This window comes from Catenulispora subtropica (assembly GCF_039531675.1).
Lineage (GTDB): Bacteria > Actinomycetota > Actinomycetes > Streptomycetales > Catenulisporaceae > Catenulispora > Catenulispora subtropica.
On record NZ_BAAAQM010000015.1, the window covers coordinates 122,688 to 141,771 of the forward strand.

General features: G+C 72.5%; 18 protein-coding genes. 11 read left to right on the plus strand and 7 right to left on the minus strand.

The annotated features are described in order from the left end of the window. Window positions 1-3 precede the first annotated feature (3 nt). Window positions 4-1,038, plus strand: coding sequence for an LLM class flavin-dependent oxidoreductase (locus tag ABD466_RS15395; RefSeq protein ID WP_344657718.1), 1,035 nt, complete (start codon window positions 4-6; stop codon window positions 1,036-1,038). Window positions 1,039-1,264: 226 nt separating this feature from the next. Here ABD466_RS15395 and ABD466_RS15400 read toward each other — a convergent pair whose 3' ends face one another. Both ABD466_RS15400 and ABD466_RS15405 read right to left on the minus strand, forming a co-directional pair. Then, window positions 1,265-1,903, minus strand: coding sequence for a response regulator transcription factor (locus ABD466_RS15400; protein WP_344657719.1), 639 nt, complete (start codon window positions 1,901-1,903; stop codon window positions 1,265-1,267). Between the two features lie 64 nt (window positions 1,904-1,967). Next, complete coding sequence (locus ABD466_RS15405; protein WP_344657720.1) at window positions 1,968-2,642, minus strand: response regulator transcription factor; 675 nt, start codon at window positions 2,640-2,642, stop codon at window positions 1,968-1,970. Window positions 2,643-2,823: 181 nt separating this feature from the next. Here ABD466_RS15405 and ABD466_RS15410 point away from each other — a divergent pair, with 181 nt between their 5' ends. From ABD466_RS15410 to ABD466_RS15445, 8 genes are read left to right on the plus strand one after another with little or no spacing between them, the layout of a single operon-like run. Then, window positions 2,824-3,639, plus strand: a complete 816-nt coding sequence (locus ABD466_RS15410) for a choice-of-anchor P family protein (protein WP_344657721.1) — start codon at window positions 2,824-2,826, stop codon at window positions 3,637-3,639. Further along, window positions 3,636-4,325 (plus strand): PIG-L deacetylase family protein, encoded by a 690-nt coding sequence (locus ABD466_RS15415; protein WP_344657722.1) that lies wholly within the window; start codon window positions 3,636-3,638, stop codon window positions 4,323-4,325. The genes ABD466_RS15410 and ABD466_RS15415 overlap by 4 nt, the downstream gene beginning before the upstream one ends. Beyond that, the gene (locus ABD466_RS15420; protein ID WP_344657723.1) at window positions 4,322-5,704 is read left to right on the plus strand and encodes a glycosyltransferase family 2 protein; all 1,383 of its coding nucleotides are present in this window, start codon (window positions 4,322-4,324) and stop codon (window positions 5,702-5,704) included. The genes ABD466_RS15415 and ABD466_RS15420 overlap by 4 nt, the downstream gene beginning before the upstream one ends. After that, entirely contained in the window at window positions 5,701-6,258 is a 558-nt protein-coding gene (locus ABD466_RS15425) for an exosortase/archaeosortase family protein (protein ID WP_344657724.1), read from the plus strand. Before ABD466_RS15420 ends, ABD466_RS15425 begins: the two co-directional genes overlap by 4 nt. Then, window positions 6,248-6,694: a hypothetical protein gene (locus ABD466_RS15430; RefSeq protein ID WP_344657725.1), complete on the plus strand. Its 447-nt coding sequence runs from the start codon at window positions 6,248-6,250 to the stop codon at window positions 6,692-6,694. The genes ABD466_RS15425 and ABD466_RS15430 overlap by 11 nt, the downstream gene beginning before the upstream one ends. A 1-nt stretch (window position 6,695) precedes the next feature. Then, the gene (locus tag ABD466_RS15435) at window positions 6,696-7,631 is read left to right on the plus strand and encodes an ATP-grasp domain-containing protein (protein ID WP_344657726.1); all 936 of its coding nucleotides are present in this window, start codon (window positions 6,696-6,698) and stop codon (window positions 7,629-7,631) included. Beyond that, on the plus strand, window positions 7,628-8,797 hold the full coding sequence (gene wecB / locus ABD466_RS15440) for a non-hydrolyzing UDP-N-acetylglucosamine 2-epimerase (RefSeq protein WP_344657727.1): 1,170 nt from the start codon (window positions 7,628-7,630) through the stop codon (window positions 8,795-8,797). Before ABD466_RS15435 ends, wecB begins: the two co-directional genes overlap by 4 nt. Next, complete coding sequence (locus tag ABD466_RS15445) at window positions 8,788-9,555, plus strand: HAD family hydrolase (protein WP_344657728.1); 768 nt, start codon at window positions 8,788-8,790, stop codon at window positions 9,553-9,555. Before wecB ends, ABD466_RS15445 begins: the two co-directional genes overlap by 10 nt. 53 nt (window positions 9,556-9,608) lie before the next feature. On the opposite strand, the gene dprE2 is transcribed toward ABD466_RS15445, so the two are convergent. The 4 genes from dprE2 to coaE are packed head-to-tail and all read right to left on the minus strand — an operon-like array spanning window position 9,609 to window position 13,535. After that, window positions 9,609-10,364, minus strand: coding sequence for a decaprenylphospho-beta-D-erythro-pentofuranosid-2-ulose 2-reductase (dprE2, locus tag ABD466_RS15450; protein WP_344657729.1), 756 nt, complete (start codon window positions 10,362-10,364; stop codon window positions 9,609-9,611). Window positions 10,365-10,406: 42 nt separating this feature from the next. Further along, entirely contained in the window at window positions 10,407-11,810 is a 1,404-nt protein-coding gene (gene dprE1, locus ABD466_RS15455) for a decaprenylphosphoryl-beta-D-ribose oxidase (RefSeq protein WP_344657730.1), read from the minus strand. A gap of 33 nt (window positions 11,811-11,843) precedes the next feature. Beyond that, the gene (locus ABD466_RS15460) at window positions 11,844-12,848 is read right to left on the minus strand and encodes a decaprenyl-phosphate phosphoribosyltransferase (RefSeq protein ID WP_344657731.1); all 1,005 of its coding nucleotides are present in this window, start codon (window positions 12,846-12,848) and stop codon (window positions 11,844-11,846) included. Window positions 12,849-12,857: 9 nt separating this feature from the next. Further along, window positions 12,858-13,535, minus strand: a complete 678-nt coding sequence (gene coaE, locus ABD466_RS15465; protein ID WP_344657732.1) for a dephospho-CoA kinase — start codon at window positions 13,533-13,535, stop codon at window positions 12,858-12,860. 89 nt (window positions 13,536-13,624) lie between these two features. Between coaE and ABD466_RS15470 the strand changes: the two genes are divergently transcribed. Continuing rightward, entirely contained in the window at window positions 13,625-15,394 is a 1,770-nt protein-coding gene (locus ABD466_RS15470; protein ID WP_344657733.1) for a N,N-dimethylformamidase beta subunit family domain-containing protein, read from the plus strand. Window positions 15,395-15,631: 237 nt separating this feature from the next. After that, window positions 15,632-18,109 carry a N,N-dimethylformamidase beta subunit family domain-containing protein gene (locus tag ABD466_RS15475; RefSeq protein ID WP_344657734.1) on the plus strand — a complete coding sequence of 826 codons (2,478 nt, stop codon included), beginning with the start codon at window positions 15,632-15,634 and terminating at the stop codon, window positions 18,107-18,109. 55 nt (window positions 18,110-18,164) lie between these two features. Here the strand turns inward: ABD466_RS15475 and ABD466_RS15480 are convergent, their stop codons facing one another. Then, window positions 18,165-19,013, minus strand: a complete 849-nt coding sequence (locus ABD466_RS15480) for a hypothetical protein (protein ID WP_344657735.1) — start codon at window positions 19,011-19,013, stop codon at window positions 18,165-18,167. Window positions 19,014-19,084 lie beyond the last annotated feature (71 nt).

Consider the following 19,084-nt stretch of genomic DNA (forward strand, 5'->3'; position numbering starts at 1 on the left):
CTCATGCTGCATCTCATCGCGTCCCTGCACGCCCCCGGAATCCACGAGATCGCCCATTTCGTCGACCTCGCCCGCACCGCCGAGCGCGGGTTGCTGGACGCGGTGTTCGTCGACGACGGGCTCGCGGTGCCCACGGCGGACGGCGGGGGCGGTCCCGGCGCCGCCGGGGGCCTGGAGCCGCTGACGCTGCTGGCGGCCGTCGCGTCGGCCACGCAGGACATCGGCCTGATCGCGACCATGTCGACGACGTTCCACGAGCCCTACCTCCTGGCGCGGGCGCTGGCGTCGCTGGACCACATCTCGCATGGCCGCGCTGGGTGGACCATCGACACCGGCGGCGATCTGGACGAGGCGGCGAACTTCCATCTGGACGAGCCGGTCGAGGACGCGGTGCGGTACGAGCGCGCGGCCGAGCTGCTGGACGTCGTCACGCAACTGTGGGACAGCTGGGCCGACGACGCCGTGACGCGAGCCGGTGTGGTGGATCCGCGACGGGTCCGGCAGATCGAGCACATCGGGTTGTTCTTCAAAGTCCGCGGGCCGTTGAACGTCCGTCGGACTCCGCAGGGATGGCCGTTGCTGGCGCAGCAGGCCGGGTCCTCGGCCGACGAGGCGGAATTCGCGGCACGGTACGCCGAGACGGTGTTCACCCCGCATCGCGACGTCGACAAGGCGGCCGGGTTCGCCCGTGAGGTGAAGTCGCGTGCCGCGGCCTACGGCAGGGAACCGCATCTTCCGCTGATCCTGCCGGCCCTTGTGCCGGCGGGCAGGCCCGAGCAGATCGCGGACGTGATGCAGGAGTGGTTCGAAGCCGGTGCGGCGGACGGCTTCGTGGTGCGTCCGCCGGCCGCCGCGGGCGGACTCACGGCGTTCGTCAACCGCGTGGTGCCCGTGTTGCAGCGGCGCGGCCTGTTCCGGAGCGGCTACGACGGCGGAACGCTGCGGGAACGATTCGGCCTGCTGCGCCCCGAGGACCACTTCCCCGCCCTCGACCCGTTGCCGCGCGCCGACTTCGTGCCCACTCTGGCGGTCGCCTAGCCGCCCTCCAGACTCCGCGTCCCGTTCCTGCCGGCCGGGCGCGGATCACGCCGGGGCGGCCGGTTTGTGGGAGGGTCGGCCGCCCCGGCCCGGCGAAAACCCGTGCGCTCGCGCGGCGCCGGGCGCGTAGGCTCCGACGATGGCATTCGAGGAACTGTTCGCCGAGGTCATGGCGACCTCCGACCGCTTCGGCCACCGCCGACGGCTCTCACACCTTCGGCGGTTCTCACGCTGTCGGCGGCTCCACGAGCCCGTAACTGACCGCGCAGGCCGCCGCCTGCAGCCGTGAGTTCACGCCCAGCTTGTTCAGCACCGACTGCGTGTGCGTCCGGACGGTCGTGACCGAGATGCCCATCGCGGCCGCCATGCCGCCGGTCGACATACCGCGCACGAGCTGCGTCAGCACCTCCAGTTCGCGCGGGGTCAAAGCACCGGTCAGAGCACGCGTCCCCGTTTCCGGCTTCGGTGGTCCGGCCGCCACCGCGTGCCGGACCAACACCGGGTCGTAGTACCCGGTGCCGCTGTGCAGACGGTCTATCGCGGTCATGATCTCTTCGAGGCTGCGCCGCTTGGAGATCAGGCCGTCGACCCCGGCGGTGATCAACGCGTGCAGCGGTCCCGCCGCCTCCTCGCTCGTCAGCGCGAGCGTCTTGGCGCTGTGCAGGGTGGCGGCGTCGGTGAGAGCGGCCAGATCCCCGCCCGGCCGGCCGAAGTCCGCGACGCAGACGTCGGCTTCCGCGGGCGCGGAGCCGGGGAGCGTGCGCGGATCGAAGCACACGCCGACGACGTCGTGGCCACGTTGAGCGAGCACCGCCGCGAAGGCCTCTGCGAACAGGCGGTAGGCGTCGCAAAGCAGGACTCTCACTCCCGGGACAACGACGCCACCAGGTTCAGGTCACTCCATCGGACAAACTTCCCGTCGTATCGGACTATGAGTTGTTCAGTCCGGCGGCCCGCCCGATGGCCGCCGCTTCCAGCATGCTGTGCGCCCCGAGCTTGACCAGGATCCGTCCGATATGGGTCTTGACGGTGTTCTCGGAGATCCGCAGGCGGGTGGCTATGCCGCGCCGGTCCATCCCCTCCACGAGACAGACCAGGACCGTCCGCTCGCGGTCCCCCAGTGCCGCGATCCGCGGATCCCCGCAGGCGCTCCCCCGGTCACCGGGTTGCGCGAGCAGGGCGAGGGAGCCGGCGGTACTCCGTAACGCGCCCACCACGAGCTCCGGCGGCACCTGGAACTCGCCGCGCAGCACGGCGTGCACCGCGTCCAGCATCTCGGCGCCTGAGGCCCGATCCGACACCCAGCCCTGGAGGCCGTCGCGCAGCGCCTCGGCGGCGTCCCCGGCCGCCGTGAGCGGCCCCAGCATCAAAACCTTGGCGTCGCCGGTCCTGGCAAGCGCCGCGACCAGCCGCCCGGGATAGCGGCGCGCCACCGCGACGTCCAGCAGCACCAGCGCCGGCTGGTGCCCGGCGACCGCGTCCAGCAGCTGCTCGGCCGTGACGACCACCGCCGCCACGGTCAGTCCGTCGCGCACCAGGTAGGCCGCCAGCGACTCGCCCACCGCGCGCAGCCCGTCGCAGACCACGATCGTGCCGTCCGCCATCACCGCCCCCACGTCGTCCGTCCAGTACTCCGAATGCAGGAGTCCGAAGTGACGGCGCCTGCACGATCCCCTTTCCGCGTCCGGTGAAGAGACTACGGGTGAGCGGGCCGTCACCACGTGCGTTCGGCTCACATTCCCATGCTTCCCCGCAACCGAGCACGAGATGAGGAGTACACCCCATATGAGGGCACTTCGACGAGGCCTGGCCTCCCGGGGTTTGGGGGTCGCCGCCGCGGGCATGGCCCTGTGCCTGGGCGGGACGACGGCGGCGCAGGCCGCGCCGGCCGGCGTGGGCGGCGGCGCGTTCGGCGTCTCCGCCGACGTCACGCTGCTGGCCGGCCTGCACCTGCAGGTCGGCCCGGCTCCGGCGGTGTCCCTGCCGGCGCCCGGCGGCAGCGCCACGCCGCTCACCGGACACGTCGTGGGCCTCAACGTCGGGACGCTGGCCGCACTGGGCGTGCTGGACGTCAGCACGGCCGGCACACCGGCCGGCGGCAGCGTGCAGAGCACCGCCGACGTGCAGAACCTGGCGGTGCCCGCGCTGATCACCGGCGACAACGCCGTGCACTCGCAGTGCACCGCCGACGGCTCCGGCGCGTCCGGTGGCAGCACCCTGGCGAACCTGGTGATCGGCGGGCAGAAGGTGGCCGCGAACGCAGCGCCGAACACGCACGTCACGGTCGCGGGAATCGCGGACGTCACGGTGAACGAGCAGACGCCGAGCGGGTCGGCGTCCTCGCCGGGCATCACGGTCACCGCGGTGCACATCAAACTGCTGTCGGGCCTGCTCGGCCTCGGCACCGGCGACGTCTACGCCGCGCAGTCGCGGTGCTCGCTGACGAACGGGCCGGAGATGCCTGTCGGCGCGGTCGGGGGCGTGGTGCTGACCGGCGTGCTCGGTGTGCTGTTCACCGGCTACCAGGTGCGCAAGCGGCGCACGGGCAAGGCGGTCGCGACGGGTGCGGGCGGCCCCGGTGACGAAGGGACCGCCGCGTGAGGGTGCTCGCCGTCGGCGCGCACCCGGACGACGTGGAGCTCGGGTGCGGTGCCACGCTCCTGGCGCACCGGGCCCGCGGGGACCGGGTCGGGCTGCTGGTGCTCACCGGCGGTGAGCACGGCCCGCAGGGCCGGTCCTCGCGGACGTCCGAGCAGGAGATCGCCGCCTCGCTCCTCGGCGCCGACCTGCTCTGGGGCGGTTTCGAGGACGGTGCGGTGCCCGAGGGCCGCGCCGCCGTCGCCGTGGTCGAGGAGGCGATCCGGGCCACCGGCGCGGACGTCGTCTACACCCACAGCCCGCGCGACAGCCACCAGGACCACCGCTCGGCCGCCGCGGCGACGCTCGCGGCCGGCAGGCACGTCCGCAGGATCCTGCTGTACGAGACGCCGTCGTCGCTCGGGTTCGCGCCGACGGTGTTCGTGGACGCCGCCGAGCACCTGCCCGGCAAGCTGAAGGCGTTGCGGGCGCACGTGTCGCAGGTACTGCGGAACGAGCTGGTCGATCTGGACGCGGTCGAGGCCCAGGCACGGTATCGGGGGTTCCAGGCCCGGCTGCTGCACGCGGAGGGATTCGAAACCGAGCGGTTCGCATGGGATCTGAGCGGCGCCGACTCCGGGAGGGACGCCGCCGACGGCGTGTCGGCCGCGATACGCGCGGGAGCCGGCGCACCTCCGGCGGGCCGGTGAGGCGCGCCGGCCACCGCCGTGCCCCGGCCGTCCGCCTGACCTCCGGATGGCCGAGACTCGCGTTGCTGCTCGGCGGCGTGCTGGTGGCGTGGGCGGTGCTCGGGACGGCCACGTCGACCGCGGTCGTGGTGTACGCGCTCGACGTCGTGTTCCTGGGCTTCTTCCTGCGCCACACCGCGTTCACGGTCTCGGCGCTGCGGCACGCGAACCCGGAGCGGATCGCGTCGGCGAAGGCCGACACCCTCGAGGTCGAGGGGGCGGTGGGCTACCGGCCGGCCGTGTCGGTGCTGGTGTCGTGCAAGAACGAACGCTTCGTCGCCGGCCGGCTGGTGACCGGGCTGCTGGGGCTGGACTATCCCGCCGAGCTGCTGCAGATCGTCATCGTCGACGACGGCTCCGACGACGGGACCGGCGAGATCCTCGACGCCCGCGCCGCCGCCGAGCCGCGCCTGCTGGCGCTGCACCGCCCGGCCGGCTCGGGGCCCGCGGGCAAGTCGGCCGCGTTGAACTTCGCCCTCCCCCGGCTGACCGGCGAGATCGTCGTGGTCTTCGACGCCGACCACCGTCCGCACCGCGACAGCCTGGCGCTGCTGGTGCGGCACTTCGAGGACCAGGGCGTCGGCGCGGTACAGGGCCGGTGCCGCATCCGCAACGCCGCCGACGCGCCGCTGACCCGGCTGATCACGGTGGACTACCTGGCCGGTTATCTGGTCAACGAGTTCGGGCGGCAGGCGGTGTTCGGACTGCCGGCCTACGGCGGCGCGAACTGCGCGATCCGCCTGTCGGCGCTGCGCGATCTGGGCGGGTGGAACGTGCACAGTGTCACCGAGGACACCGACGTGACGCTGCGGCTGCTGTTGTCCGGACTGCACGTGCGCTACGAACCGGCAGCCGTCGACGACGAGGAGGGCGTCACGACCATCCGCCGGTACTGGAAGCAGCGCTATCGGTGGGCGCGAGGGCATCAGCAGGTGTGCCGGGACTACCTGCGGCACGTGCTGCGCGCGCCGCACTTGTCAGTGCTCGAGCGCGTCGAGACCGTGATGTTCCTTCTCGTCTACCACGTGCCGGTGGCTTCGCTGCTTGCGCTCGGGCTGTTGGGACTGTCGGCCGTGGGGGCGGTGCCGGCCGCGTCGGTGCCGGGCGGCTTCGTGTTGTGGACGCTGCTGTTCCTGGGACCGCTGCTGGAGATCGGCGGGGGGATGCTGCTGGCGCGGACGCGGCGGTCGGACGTGCCGGCCCTGGTGTGGTTCCTGCCGATGTTCCTGATCTCGGCGGTGCTGTGCGCGAAGGCCTGGATCGACGGGCTGTCGGGGTCCTCCTACACGTGGGTGCGGACGGATCGGGCGGCGGCGCCGACGGGGCGGGTGGGGTCGTGAGACCGGAGCCGTGGCGGGTGTTCACCCGGATCGGAGTCCTCCTGGTCGGGACGCTGCTCGGCTTCGCGCTGCTGCAGAGCTGGATGCGGGGAGTGGAGGCGGCGGCGACCGTGGACGTGCTCCACCTGCTCGGCGCCGGCTCGGTTTCGCGGGGTTATCAGGCTTCGATCGTCGTCGGCTCCGGCACGCACGGGGAGTTCGCCGCGGTGCTGACGGCGCCGTGTTCGTCTCTGGCCTCGTTGCTGGCCCTGGCCGGGCTCGCGGTGCTGCGCCCGCCGGCCGCGCGAGGACGGCTGGCCCTGGCGGTGGTCGCGGCGATGGCGCTGGTGTTCCTGGGCAACATCGCCCGGATCACGGCGTCGGTCGGGGTGGGGCTGCTGGTCGGGCCGTCGGCGCTGGTGCTGTTCCACGACTGGGTCGGCTCGCTGTTCGCGTTCGCGTACACGCTGGGAGGGTTCTTGGTGATGATGTGGTTGCTGCTGCCGCGGGACGGCGTGGCCTTGGACGATCTCTGTCTCGTTTCCCGTTCCGCGGGGGTGCGCCGTGAGTCCTGAGCCGGTGGCGCTCGCGGTCGGGGGATCGCTGATCGCGGCGGCCGCGGTACGCGGCACCCTGATGCGCGCCGGTGTGCGGCGGCAGCTGCGGAACGCCTTGCACGCGGCGGAGCCGGCGGCGCGGGTCGCGGCGGTGCAGACCGCCGGCGAGAACGGCGTGGGACGCAACGCACGGCTGCTGCTGACGGTCGCCGAGTCCGAGGAGGACATCTGGGTGCGGCAAGCGCTGGCCCAGACGGTGATACGGCATCGGTGGGAGCCGGCATGCACGGAGACGCTGGTGCGGCTGCGGATCTGGGCGAAGCAGGAGCTGTTGTGGGGCCGGTTGGAAGCGCCGACGGCGATCACGTCCTCGGCAGTGAGCGAGCCCGCCGGGGCCGACAGTGATGGTCCCGTGCAGGCGTCGTTATCCGCTACCGGCTGGTGGGAGGAGTGACATGGCGGACTCGGTCCTGGTGACGGGGGTGGGCGGGGCTGCGGGGATCTCAGTGGTGAACGCGCTGCTGACGGCGGGAGTCCGCGTCGTCGCCGTGGACTGTGACGCGACGGCGGCAGGGCTGCCACTGGGGCACGCGTCGGGTGTCGTACCTCCCGGACACGACCCGGAGTTCGTCGACGCGGTACGGGACGTGGCGGTCGCGCAGGGTGCCGACGTCATCGTGCCGACGGTCGCCGAGGAGCTGGGCGCGCTCGGGTCGCGGGCCGAGGACCTGGCGGACAGCGGGGTCGCCGTGTGGGTGCCGTCGCAGCGCGCCGTCGAGTGCTGCTCGGACAAGGCGCTGTTCGCCGCGACGCTCGGGGAGACCGGGATCGCGACACCGGCGACGGGGTGGGTGGCCTCCGACGTGGCGGGGCCCTGGATCGTGAAGCCGAGATATGGCCGCGGGTCGCGGGACGTGTACGCGTGCGATTCGGCGGAGGAGGTGACGTGGGCGCTGCGGCGGGTCGGCGAGCCGATCGTGCAGACGCGGTTGTCGGGGCGGGAGTTCACGGTCGACGCGCTGGTCGAGCGGGACGGACGGTTCGCCGGCGGCGTACCGCGATGGCGTCTGGAGACGCGGGGCGGCATCTCGACGAAGGGCGAGACGTTCGCCGACGACCGGGTGCTGATAGGAGCGGCGGCCGTTCTGGGGGCGGTGGGGCTGCGCGGGGTGGCCTGCGTGCAGGGGTTCGTGACGGATGACGACGAGGTGGTCTTCGTCGAGTGCAACCCGCGCTTCTCCGGTGGGCTGCCGCTGTCGCTGGCGGCCGGGGCCGATCTGGTCGGCGAGTACCTGCGGGCGGTCAGGGGTCTGCCCGTCCGCAGCTCGCGGCTGGGGTACCGGCCGGGGGTGCGGATGGTGCGACGGTTCTGCGAGGTGTTCGAAGGATGAGGCTCACGATCCCGTTCGGGACGCGGCCGGAGATCGTGAAGCTGGCGCCGGTGGTGCGGGCGGCGCGTCGGCGGGAATGGCCGACGCGGTTGGTGTTCACAGGACAGCACTTCGATCCGGCGCTCGGTGAGGAGTTCCTGCGCTCGCTGGACATGGAGCCCGATGCGCGGTGGACGCTGCCGGCCGATCCGGCGGCCGCTCTCGGCGCGCTGCTGGAGCGCGCGGTCGAGGAGGTCGGCGCGGCGGGCGCCGACGCGGTCCTGGTGCTCGGCGACACGATGACGGTTCCGGTGTTCTGCCTGGCCGCGCGGCGGGCGTGCGTGCCGGTGGTGCATGTGGAGGCGGGGCTGCGCTCGTTCAACGAGACGTCGATGGAGGAGGTCAACCGGCGGGTCGCGGCGGCCACGGCGTCGTTGCACTTGGCGCCGACAGCACTCGCCGCCGGGTTCCTGCGGGCGGAGGGCGTGGCGGCGGCGCGGATCCGGGTGGTCGGCAACACGGTGGTGGACGTGGTGCGGGAGTCGGGGGTGAAGCGGGTCCCGGTGGACGCCCGGAGCGGGGTGCTGGTGACGGCGCACCGGGCGTCGACGGTCGACTCGCCTTCGCGGCTGGCCGCGCTGGTCGAGCTTTTGGTGCGCGTCGAGGCGCTGGCGTCGTCGGACGTCGCGCTCGGCCCCGTCGTGTTCCCGGTCCATCCACGGACGCGTGACCGTCTCACGGCGGCGGGCCTGCTGGACCGGCTGACCGCCGCGGGGATCGAGGTCACGCCGCCGCTCCCCTACCGCGAGATGCTGACCGCCGTCGCCTCGGCGCGGGTGGTCGTGACGGACTCCGGCGGTTTGCAGGAGGAGGCGGCGTGGTTCGGGGTACCGGTGGTCGTGCTCCGCCGGTCCACGCCCCGGTGGGAGGGGGTCGCCGCGCGCTCGTCCGAGTTGGTGGGACTCGACGGCGACGCGGTGCTCGCGGCCGTGGCACGGTTCGGCGGCGCGGCCGAACTGAAGCGCGTCGACGCGTTGGAGTGCCCTTACGGCGACGGCTTCGCGGCCGAACGGGTGGTGTCGGCGATCGCGGAGGCCGCCGCGGCGGGTCTGCTGGAGTTCCGCGAGCCGGATTTCGTCGGCCGGCCGGTGCCGCCGGGCGAGGCGGGAGGCACACCGTGGGCCTGAGCGGTGGGCGCCGCACCCGGGCGGACCAGAGCGCGTCGCGTCACGGCACCCGCGCCTTCGACGTGGACGCGGTGCTCTGCGACCTCGACGACACGCTGTACCCGCAGCAGGCGTGGCTCGACGGCGCGTGGCACGCCGTGGCCAGGACCGGCACGCGGTACGGCCTCGACGAGGCGGCCTTCCTGGCCGCGCTGCGTGCCGACGCCGCGCTGGGGTCGGCGCGGGGCGGGATCATCGACCGGGCGCTCGCCACGGTCGGCGGCGGGAGACCGGATGCTCTCATCACCGAGCTCGTCACCGCCTTCCGGGCGCACCGGCCGGCGCGGTTGGAGCCCTACCCCGGGGTGCGGGCGGCGCTGGCGCGGTTGCGGATGGCGGGGTTGCGGCTGGGCGTGGTCACGGACGGGGATGTGGCCGGGCAGGAATGGAAGGTACGGGCGCTGGGGATCGGGGCATTCTTCGACTGCGTCGTCGTCTCGGATGCGCTCGGGGGACGGCAGTGGCGCAAGCCGCATGCGGCGCCGTTTCGGGAAGCGATGAAGGAGCTCGGCGTGAGGCCGGAGCGCTGCGTTGTCATCGGCGATCGTCCTGAAAAAGACGTCAGCGGGGCTGCGAGGCTTGATATAAGGGCTATTAGGGTGAAAACCGGAGAGTATCGGCAGGTCCCCGATGGGCCCGGGGTGTGGCATGCGGCTGCTGACTTCGCCACCGCCGTCGACTGGCTGTTGGCGACGCCGGGGCCGGAACCCCGGACATGACAAAGCGGCGCGCCCGACCGGAGCAGGTCGGGCGCGCCGCTGGAACAGCCGGATCACATGGGCAGCTTGCGGAAGATCGGCCGCGGCACGTGCCGCAGCCCCGACATCACGTACCGGAACGCTCCCGGCGCCCACACCGTGTGCGACCCGCGCCGCAGGCCGGTCAGGATCGCGTCGGCGACCGCCTCGGGCGTGGTCGACAGCGGCGCCTTCTCCATGCCCTTCGTCATCTTCGTGTCGACGAAGCCGGGGCGGACGACCATCACGTGGACGCCCGTGCCGACCAGCGAGTCGCCGAGCCCCTGCGCGAAGGCGTCGAGGCCGGCCTTGCTGGAGCCGTAGATGAAGTTGGCCTTGCGGGCGCGCTCGGCGGCGACCGAGGACAGCACCACCAGGGCGCCGTGCCCCTGCTTCTTCAGGGCCTGGGCGACCACGATGCCGCTGGACACCGCGCCGGTGTAGTTCACGTGCGCGACCGCGGCGGCGCGGGCCGGGTCCTTCTCGTCCTCGGCCTGGTCGCCGAGGACGCCGAAGGCCATCAGGACCACGTCGACGTCACCGTTGGCGAAGACCTGGGACAGGACCTTGTCGTGGTCCTCGGTGGCGGCGGCGTCGAAGGGGACGACCTCGACCGTCGCGCCGAGCTGACGGAGCTCGGCGGCGTTGTCCTCCAGCTGCCGGGAGGTGCGGCCGGCCAGGTAGATCTTCTTGGTGCGGAGGGCGGCCATCTTGCGGGCCGTGGCCATGGCGATGTCCGAGGAGCCGCCGAGGACCAGCAGGGACTGGGCCGCGCCCAGGGAGTCCTTCATATCCGTTGTTCCTATCCGTTTGTGGCTGTGAAGGCCCGAGGGCTACAGGTGCAGGCGGCGTGCCTGGTCCGACATGAACACCTGGTGCGGGTCGATCTCGGCGCGCAGTTTGCGGAACGCCTCCAGCCGCGGGTACATCTCGTCCAGCAGCTCCGGCCGCATGCGGGAGTCCTTCGCCAGGTACAGGCGGCCGCCAGCCTCCAGCACCTTCTCGTCCAGGCCGTCCAGCAGCTGCGCCAGACCCGGGGTGTTGGTCGGGAAGTCCAAGGCCAGCGTCCAGCCCCGGGTGGGGAACGACAGGTAGCCGGAGTTGCCCGCGCCGAAGCGCTTGAGCACGGTCAGCGCCGCCGGGGCCCCGTGGGCGGAGATCCGCTCGACGATCTGGCGCAGGGTGTCCTCGGCGCCGAACGGCACCACGAACTGCCACTGCAGGAAGCCCGCCGGCCCGTAGACGCGGTTCCACTCCATGATCCCGTCCAGCGGGTGGAAGAACGCGCCGACGCCCTGGATCACGCCCTCCTTGCGGAGCGGCGCCTTGCGGAACCACATCTCGTTGAAGACCCGGCCGGTCATCTTGTTCAGCAGGCCGCTCACCGGGACCGGCGGCACGGTGCCCAGCGACAGCGGCGCGAACTTGCGCGGCTCGCGGCGGACCTTGGCCGGCAGCTCGTCCAGCTTGGCGAAGTCGCCGCAGGTGAGCACCGAGCGGCCGAGGTTCTTGCCGGTGGACAGGCAGTCGATCCAGGCCACCGTGTACGGGTACTTGTCGTCGGTGGCGGCCAGCTCGGCCATCACGCCGTCCAGGTCCGGCGCGCGCCAGATGTCGGCCTTGATGCGCGCCGTCTCGACCTTCTTGAACGCGATCGTGGCCTGGGTGACGATCCCGGTCAGGCCCATGCCGCCGGCGGTGGCCCAGAACAGCTCCGGCTCGGTGTCCGGGGTCAGCGTCCGGATCTGCCCGTCCGCGCCGAGCAGGTCCATCGCCAGCACGTGCTGGGTGAAGGAGCCGGCGCTGTGGTGGTTCTTGCCGTGGATGTCCGCGCCGATCGCGCCGCCGACGGTGACGTAGCGGGTACCCGGCGTCACCGGCACGAACCAGCCCAGCGGCAGCATGGTGCCCATCAGCTGGTGCAGGCTGACGCCGGCCTGCGCGACGACGATCCCGCGCTCGATGTCGATGTTGAGGATCTTGTTGAGGGAGGTGGTGCGCACCACCCGTCCTCCGCCGTTCTGCGCCGGATCGCCGTAGGACCGGCCCAGGCCCCGGGCGATCACGCCGCGCGGGCCGGCGCCGACGACCAGCTCGGAGAGCTGCTCCAGCGCCGTGGGGTCGGCGACCTCGGCCACCGACGGGCTGGTCATCCCCCAGCCGTACAGCCGCTCCTGGTGCAGTCCGGTCCCCGGGGAAATCTCCTGTGGCACCGCCACGTTTCTCACGTCCCTCATCGCAACCATCAGAATACCGGCCGGTGCCCGGGCTCAGCCGCGGGCGCCGACGAGGACGACGCCGGTGGCGAAGATCGCGACCCACACCGCGCCCAGCCCCATCATGACGCGGTCCTTCAGGACCACGTCCTCGGGCTCCCCGGCGCTGCCGCCGTCGATGAACATCGCGTAGCGCAGGAAGATGAACACCCACGGGATGACCGAGATCTCCAGCCACGGCTTGGCCGACTTGTGCGCCAGATCCGGGGTCGAGGCCAGCTGGAACGCCCACAGCGAGTAGGTGATCACCGTGACGGTGGCCGCGGCCTGCCACACGAAGCGCAGATAGCTCTGCGAGTACTCGGACAGCGACTTGCGCGAGGAGGCGGCGTCCTCGCCCATCAGCACCATCTCCGAGTACCGCTTGCCGGCCACCATGAACAGCGACCCGAACCCGGTGGTGAGCAGGAACCACTGGGACAGCTCCAGGTTCGCCGCCACGCCGCCGACGATGGCCCGCAGCAGGAACCCGGAGGCGACCATCGCCAGGTCCAGCACCGGCACGTGCTTGAGCCACAGCGAGTAGACGATGTGCAGCACGATGTACACCGCGACCACCAGCACCGTGGTCCAGTTCGCCAGCGCCGCCACGCCCAGGGCGGCCAGGCCGCACAGCGGCCCCACGACCAGCGCCACCGGGATCGGCACCCAGCCGGCGGCGATCGGCCGGAACCGCTTCTTCGGGTGCCGGCGGTCGGACTCGACGTCCATCACGTCGTTGACGTAGTAGATGCACGAGGCCGCGAAGCAGAACGCGACGAACGCGATCGCCGAGGTGCGCAGCACATCGGTGTGGCCGAGCTTGGCGGCGGCCAGCGGGGCGGCCAGCACCAGGACGTTCTTCACCCACTGCCGGGGCCGGGCCGCGAGCACCAGCGCCACCGGCAGGGACGGACGCTTGCGCAGGTCGGCGGGGAGGTCTGGGGCGGTCGCGGCGGACGCCGCGGCGGGGGACTGCGGGACCTGCTGCTCAGCAGACTGCGTGGGGAGGGATGTCACCGGGTCAACCTATCGGATCCTTGAATCGCGGAGCGTAACCAGTTCGGACCATAGCCGGTCCGTTTCCCGGTCGAGGTCCGCCAGCGACCCGTTGTTCGCGATCACGTAATCCGCCGCGGCCAACCGGTCCTCCCGCGAGGCCTGCGCAGCCATCCGGGCTTCCGCGTCCGCACGGGACATGCCCCGGTTGGCGAGCAGGCGTGCGAAGCGGACCTCGTCGTCGGCGTCGACCACGATCACCGCGGCGTACCCGCGGTCCGCCCCGCCCTCGACCAACAGCGGAATATCGTAGACGACGATGCCGCCCGGCGGCGCGGAATCAGCCCATTCCGCCATGAGCGCTCCCACGCGCGGGTGCACGATCGCGTTGAGCGCCGCGCGCCGCTCCGGGTCGGCGAACACGATCGCGCCGAGCCGGGCCCGGTCCAGCGCGCCGTCCGGGCCGACCACCTCGGGCCCGAACTCCTTCACCACTTCTTCGAAACCTTCGGTGCCGGGCTCGACCACGACGCGGGCGGCGAGGTCGGCGTCGACGACCGTGGCGCCGTGCTCCTTGAGGCGCTTGAGGACCTCGCTCTTGCCGGAGCCGATGCCGCCGGTGAGGCCGACGTCGAGGGTTCCCCGGCCTGCCGAGCCGTCCGAGCCCTCTGAGCTGTTCGAGCTGTCCGAGCTGACCGAGCCGTCCATGGAGCTCCGTTCGTTTCGCGGTCGCCGTCTCTAGAAGGCTAACGTTTGCGCTGCACGCTAGGGTCACCACCTGCCAGGAACGGATGCCGATGGACGAGTCGCCTTCCCCCGCCGAGGAGTCGGCTGGTAACCGTCGCCCAGCGCGGGCGGCGCGCTGGAAGGCGGTCGCGGGATCGGCGGCGCTGGCGATCGGCGTGTTCGCCGTCGGCTACGGCTGCACCGGCGGATCGGCGCCGCCGGTGGCCAGGCCGGGGCCGCCGGTGACGGTGACGAGCCAGACGCCCGAGCCGCCGACCAAGGCCGGGACCCCGCCGCCGGACCGGACGCAGCCCTCGACGGCGGCGTGCGCGACGCGGCGGCGGCCGGCCGGCTGGGCCCGGACCGAGAACGCCAAGCCGGGCGACGCGTCGTGGCGGGCGAGCTTCGACACCGACACTTCGATAGTGGCGGGTTATCTGGACCAGGTCAGCGCGGCGTGCGGGGACACGCTGGGGCTGCACCTGTCCGGCTACGTGTCCACGGCCTCGGTGACGGCGTACCGCATGGGCTGGTACGGCGGCGCGGGCGGGCGCGTGGTGTGGAGCGCGCCGAAGGTCGCGGTGAGCGCGAGCCAGGTGAAGAACTCCGGGGCGCCGACGTACACGGTGGAGGCATCGTGGCCGGTCGCCGCCCGGATACCGATCACACCGGAATGGACGCCCGGTTTCTACCTGCTGGTGGTGCGGGCGCATCCGCACGACGCGGGCGACGCGATCCCGCTGGTGGTGCGGGACGACAGCGACGGCAACGGGGCGCCGGGGAGCGGGAGCTCGCCGTTGCTGCTGCAGGCGTCGGTGCTGACGTACCAGGCGTACAACAACTACGGAAGGTACAGCCTCTACTACGGACCGAAGGACCAGTCGAGCAAGCGGACGGACCGCTCGCGGGTGGCGTCCTTCGACCGTCCTTATAACGGGGACGGGTATCAGGCGCCGTTCCTGTACGACATCCCGCTGGCGGCGGAGGCCGAGAAGCTGGGGCTGGACGTCGACTACACGACCGACATCGACGTGGACCGGCGGCCGAGTCAGGTGGCCGCGCACAAGGCGCTGCTGATCGGCGGACACTCGGAGTACTGGACGCGGCGGATGTACGACGCGGCGGTCTACGCCCGGGACAACGGGACCAACATCGCGTTCTTCGGCGCGAACGAGGTGTACTGGCACGCGCGCCTGGAGTCCTCGCCCGCGGGGCCGGACCGGCGGATGGTGGTGTACCGGCAGGCCGCCGAGGATCCGCTGACCAAGGACGACCCGTCGCAGGCGACGGTGCTGTGGGACTCGCACGAACTGGAGCGGCCGGCGGCGACGCTGGTCGGGCCGGCGTACGGCGAGCTGGGCACGACCGGCGGCGCGTTCCGGGTGCTGCAGCCGGACTCGTGGATCTTCGCGGGCACCGGCGCCGTGCGGGACCAGGTGCTGAAGAACTCGCTGGCCGGCGAGTACGACACGGTGAAGAACGACTACGCGACGCCGCCGGACATCGACGTGGTCGCCGCGGCGCCGATCCTGTTCAGCGGACAGCCGACGATGGCGACCATGTCGTACTACGGAGCGAAGTCCGGCGCCGGGGTGTTCGCCGGGGGCATGACGTACTGGGACTGCCAGGTCGCGGGGTCGTGCAAGAACCACGAGGTGGATCCGGGCACGTCGAAGCTGCTGGCGGCGATCACGGACAACGTGCTGCGCGACTTCGCCCAGGGCCCGGCCGCCACCCGGCACCCGTCGACGCACCGCCCGGCCCCGAGCGCCAGGGCGCTGATCTCGTCGGCGGCGGCGCAGAGCGACGTCGGCATAGGCCCTCCGCCCCCCAGCCACTGACACAGCCACTGACGCAGCCACTGACACCGCGGAAATGCTTGTCAGGAGCCTGTCAGAACCACCCCACGGCGGCACGGTAGCGTTAGCGCGCCACATCGCGGTCCGGCCCGGAACCGGTCCGCCAGGACAGGCCGCAGCGGGAGCCACGACACCCGCTTGCGGAACAATGGAACAGGAGCCAATGGGAGTGCGGGGACACTTGCACGCAAGGGTCGGGGCTTTTCGGGTTCGGGCCGCATGACCGCGGACGCTGTGGTCCCCAGGTCGGTCGACGACTCGGGGGCGGTTCAGGGCGCGCCGGGCGAGTCGCTGCCGAGTGTGGCCGAGGCTGTCTTGGCGATGGCCGGGGTCGGCGCCACCGAGGGCGCCGCCGAGGGCGACGGCGAGGCCGGGGCGGACGCTGAGGCCGCGGCGGTGGCCGAGGCGGTGGCAGAAGCTGAGGCCGCGGCGGTGGCAGAAGCTGAGGCCGCGGCGGTGGCAGAAGCTGAGGCCGAGGTGGGTGCCGGGCCGGATGGCGAGGCGGCGGAGGCGGCGGAGGCGGCGCCCGATGGCACGGCCGGTGCGGTCGTCGTGGCGACGCCCGCGGCACCCGAGGCCGAAGCGGCACGGGAGTCGGTGCCGGTTCCGGCCGAGCCCGAGTCGGCGGAAGCCGTGCCGGAAGCGTCGGCGGCGGTGGGAGTGGCCGAACCCGCCTTGCCGGTCGCCCAACCGGAGGCGGTCGTCGCCGTCGCCCTGCCCGCCGAGCCGAAGCCCGCTGTTGCCGACGCCGCGCCCACGTCCGCGCCAGCACCACACGCCGAGCCCGAGCCCGCAGTTGCCGACGCCGCGCCCACGTCCGCGCCCACGTCCGCGCCAGCACCGCACGCCGAGCCCGAGCCCGCGACCGCGCTCGTGGCGGCGGGCCCGCTGCCACCGTTGCCGGACGTCCTCGAAGTCTTCGTCGAGGCGTCGGCGCAGCCTCCGCACTCCCCCGCGCCCGTCTTCAGCCGTCCTGCGCTTGACGGCCTCAACCTCTGGCGCGGCGCGACGCGCACCGGCCGGGTGGCGCGCCTCGGGCTGGCGGCGGCCGTCATCGTCGCCTGTGCCGCGGACCTGCCGGGTCCGCGTTCGGCGCCGATGATCGACGACCAGCAGACCGCTGTCGCCCAGGGGCACGGGCCCGGCCGGCCGTACCCGACCGACGCCGGGAAGGCGAGTGGGGAGATCCTGCCGTCGGCCGGGGTCAAAGCAGGTGTGCCGGACTGCTCGCCGGAGCATCCGGCCGGGTGGCTGCGGGAGGAGAACCAGATCCCGGGCACGGCGGCGTGGGAGGACGCGAAGCACACGCGTGCCGGGTCGGTGAACGGGTACCTGAACCGGTCGAGCGCGCAGTGCGGGGACACGGTGACCGCGTACCTGAGCTCTCCGGTGCCGGTGTCGGGCGCGTCCCTGTCGGCGTACCGCATGGGTTACTACGGCGGCGCGGGCGGGCGACTGGTGTGGCAGACCAAGCACCTGACGCTCGGGCCTCAGGCGCAGGCCACGGTGACCGGCCCGGAGCTGCTGACCGAGGCGCCGTGGAAGGCGTCGCTGAGCTTCCACATCACGGGGCAGTGGACGCCGGGGTACTACCTGCTGGTGGTGCGCGCGCCGGGGCAGACGCCGTCGTCGATCCCGCTGGTGGTGCGGGCGGACGGGGACACCGCGCCGCTGGGCTTCCAGGCCAGCGTGCTGACGTACCAGGCGTACAACACCTTCGGCGGGCACTCGGCCTACGCCGACGCCGCGCACAAGGCGGCCGCCAGCACCGTGGTGAGCTTCGACCGGCCCTACGAGGACGGCGGCTACTACTCGCCGTATCAGTACGAGCTGCCGCTGATCCGCGAGATGGAGAAGCTGGGCATCGACGTGGACTACTTCACCGACCTGGACGCCGACGCCGATCCGGGCCGGTTGAAGCAGCACCGGGGCATCGTCACCGGGGGCCACTCGGAGTACTGGACGAGGCGTATGTACGACGGCGCGGTCGCCGCTCGCCAGGCCGGCGTGAACCTGGCCTTCTTCGGCGCGAACGCCGTCTACACCGCGGCCCGCCTGACCGGCTCTCCGACCGGTCCGGACCGGCGCGTCGTGATCCGGCGCACCGTGGCCGGCGACAGTGTGGCGGCCGCCGACCCGTCGCAGGCCACGGTGAACTGGGCCGATCCCCCGCTCAGGCGCCCGGAGGCCGCGCTGATCGGGCAGGGCTACGGTTACCTGGGCGCCAACGGCTCCCTGCGGGTGCTGCACCCGGACTCGTGGATCTTCGCCAACACCGGCGTCACGATCGGCCAGGTCCTGCGCAACACGGTCGGCGGCGAGTACGACCAGGTGGACGTCAACAAGCCGACGACACCGCGCGACATAGACGTCCTGGCCGCGATGCCGATGCGCTTCGCGAACGGCCACGCGGGGATGGCGACGACGACGTACTACGTGGCGACGTCGCAGGCGGGCGTGTTCGACGCCGGGACGACGTACTGGCCGTGCGTGGTGAGCGGGGACTGCCTGCATCTGGCGGCGACGCCGGCCCCGGCGCGGCAGGTGATGGAGCAGGTGACGGACAACATCCTGACGGCGTTCGCGGCGGGGCCGGCCGGCCTGGCGCATCCTTCGACGCCGAACCTGCCGCCCTCCGCGGAGGGTTTGGTCGCGTCGGCGAAGGAGCCGGGGGATGTCGCCCTGCGGAGCTACTGAGCCTCAGGATCTCTTCGGAAGACTCGGCGGCGCCGGCCCGCCGAGTTCCTGAGCCTCAGGAGCTCGCCGGAGGACTCGGCGGCGCCGAACTCGACCCGCCGGAGCCGGCGGGCGCACCGCTGCTGGGCGCACCGGAGCTCGGCGCCCCCGACGATCCGTTCGACCCCGCCGGCGCGCTCTGCGATCCGTTCGACCCGTTCGAGCCGCTCGGGCTGCTGCTCGCCGCCGCCGGTGTCGTGTGCTTGTACAGCGCCTCGCCGATCTTCAGCGTGAACGCCTTCGCGTCGTCGCCCTTGACCAGCGCTTCCTGGACCGTGATCAGGAAGGTGCGGTTGCCGTCGTACATCACCAGGACCGCGTCCTTGCCCGCCTCGGTGACGTAGGTCGCGGGATGGCCGCCGACGGCGGTGGGGGCGTACTGGGCGCCGCCGCCGGCCAGGGTGCCGACGGTGGCGGCGGCGCGGCTCTGGGCGCTGGCGGCGTCGGCGTAGGTGGCGAGCTGGACCTCGACCTGGTTGGAGGTGATCTTGCCGGCGTTGTCGAGGACGACGCCGTACTGGCACTTCACGCGGCCGGTCTGCTTGTGGCCGGCGTCCGGCTGGAAGCTCTGGAAGTAGTCGCCGCCGGTGAGGGGGTTGCCGAGGGCGAGCTGCATGTCGGCGTCGGTGATCAGGCCGCTGCAGGTCTTCGGCAGCTGGGCGGCGTCCACCATGGGGCCGGCCGCCGGGTCGAAGCTGGGCGCGCTGCTGCTCGGGCTGGAGCCGGCCGCCGTGGAGCGCGAGCCGGGCGCGGATCCCGTGGGCTTGCCGGTGGACGAGTCCTTCTTCACCGAGCCGCCGTCGCCGCACGCGGCCAGCGCCAGCGCCGCCGCGGCGGCGACGCCGAGCGCGGATATGCGTGTCATGGTCCGGCGGGTTCGGGTCGAGGTCGAAAGCGTCCGCATGCCTGGCAACCTATCGGATCGATCTTGCGGGT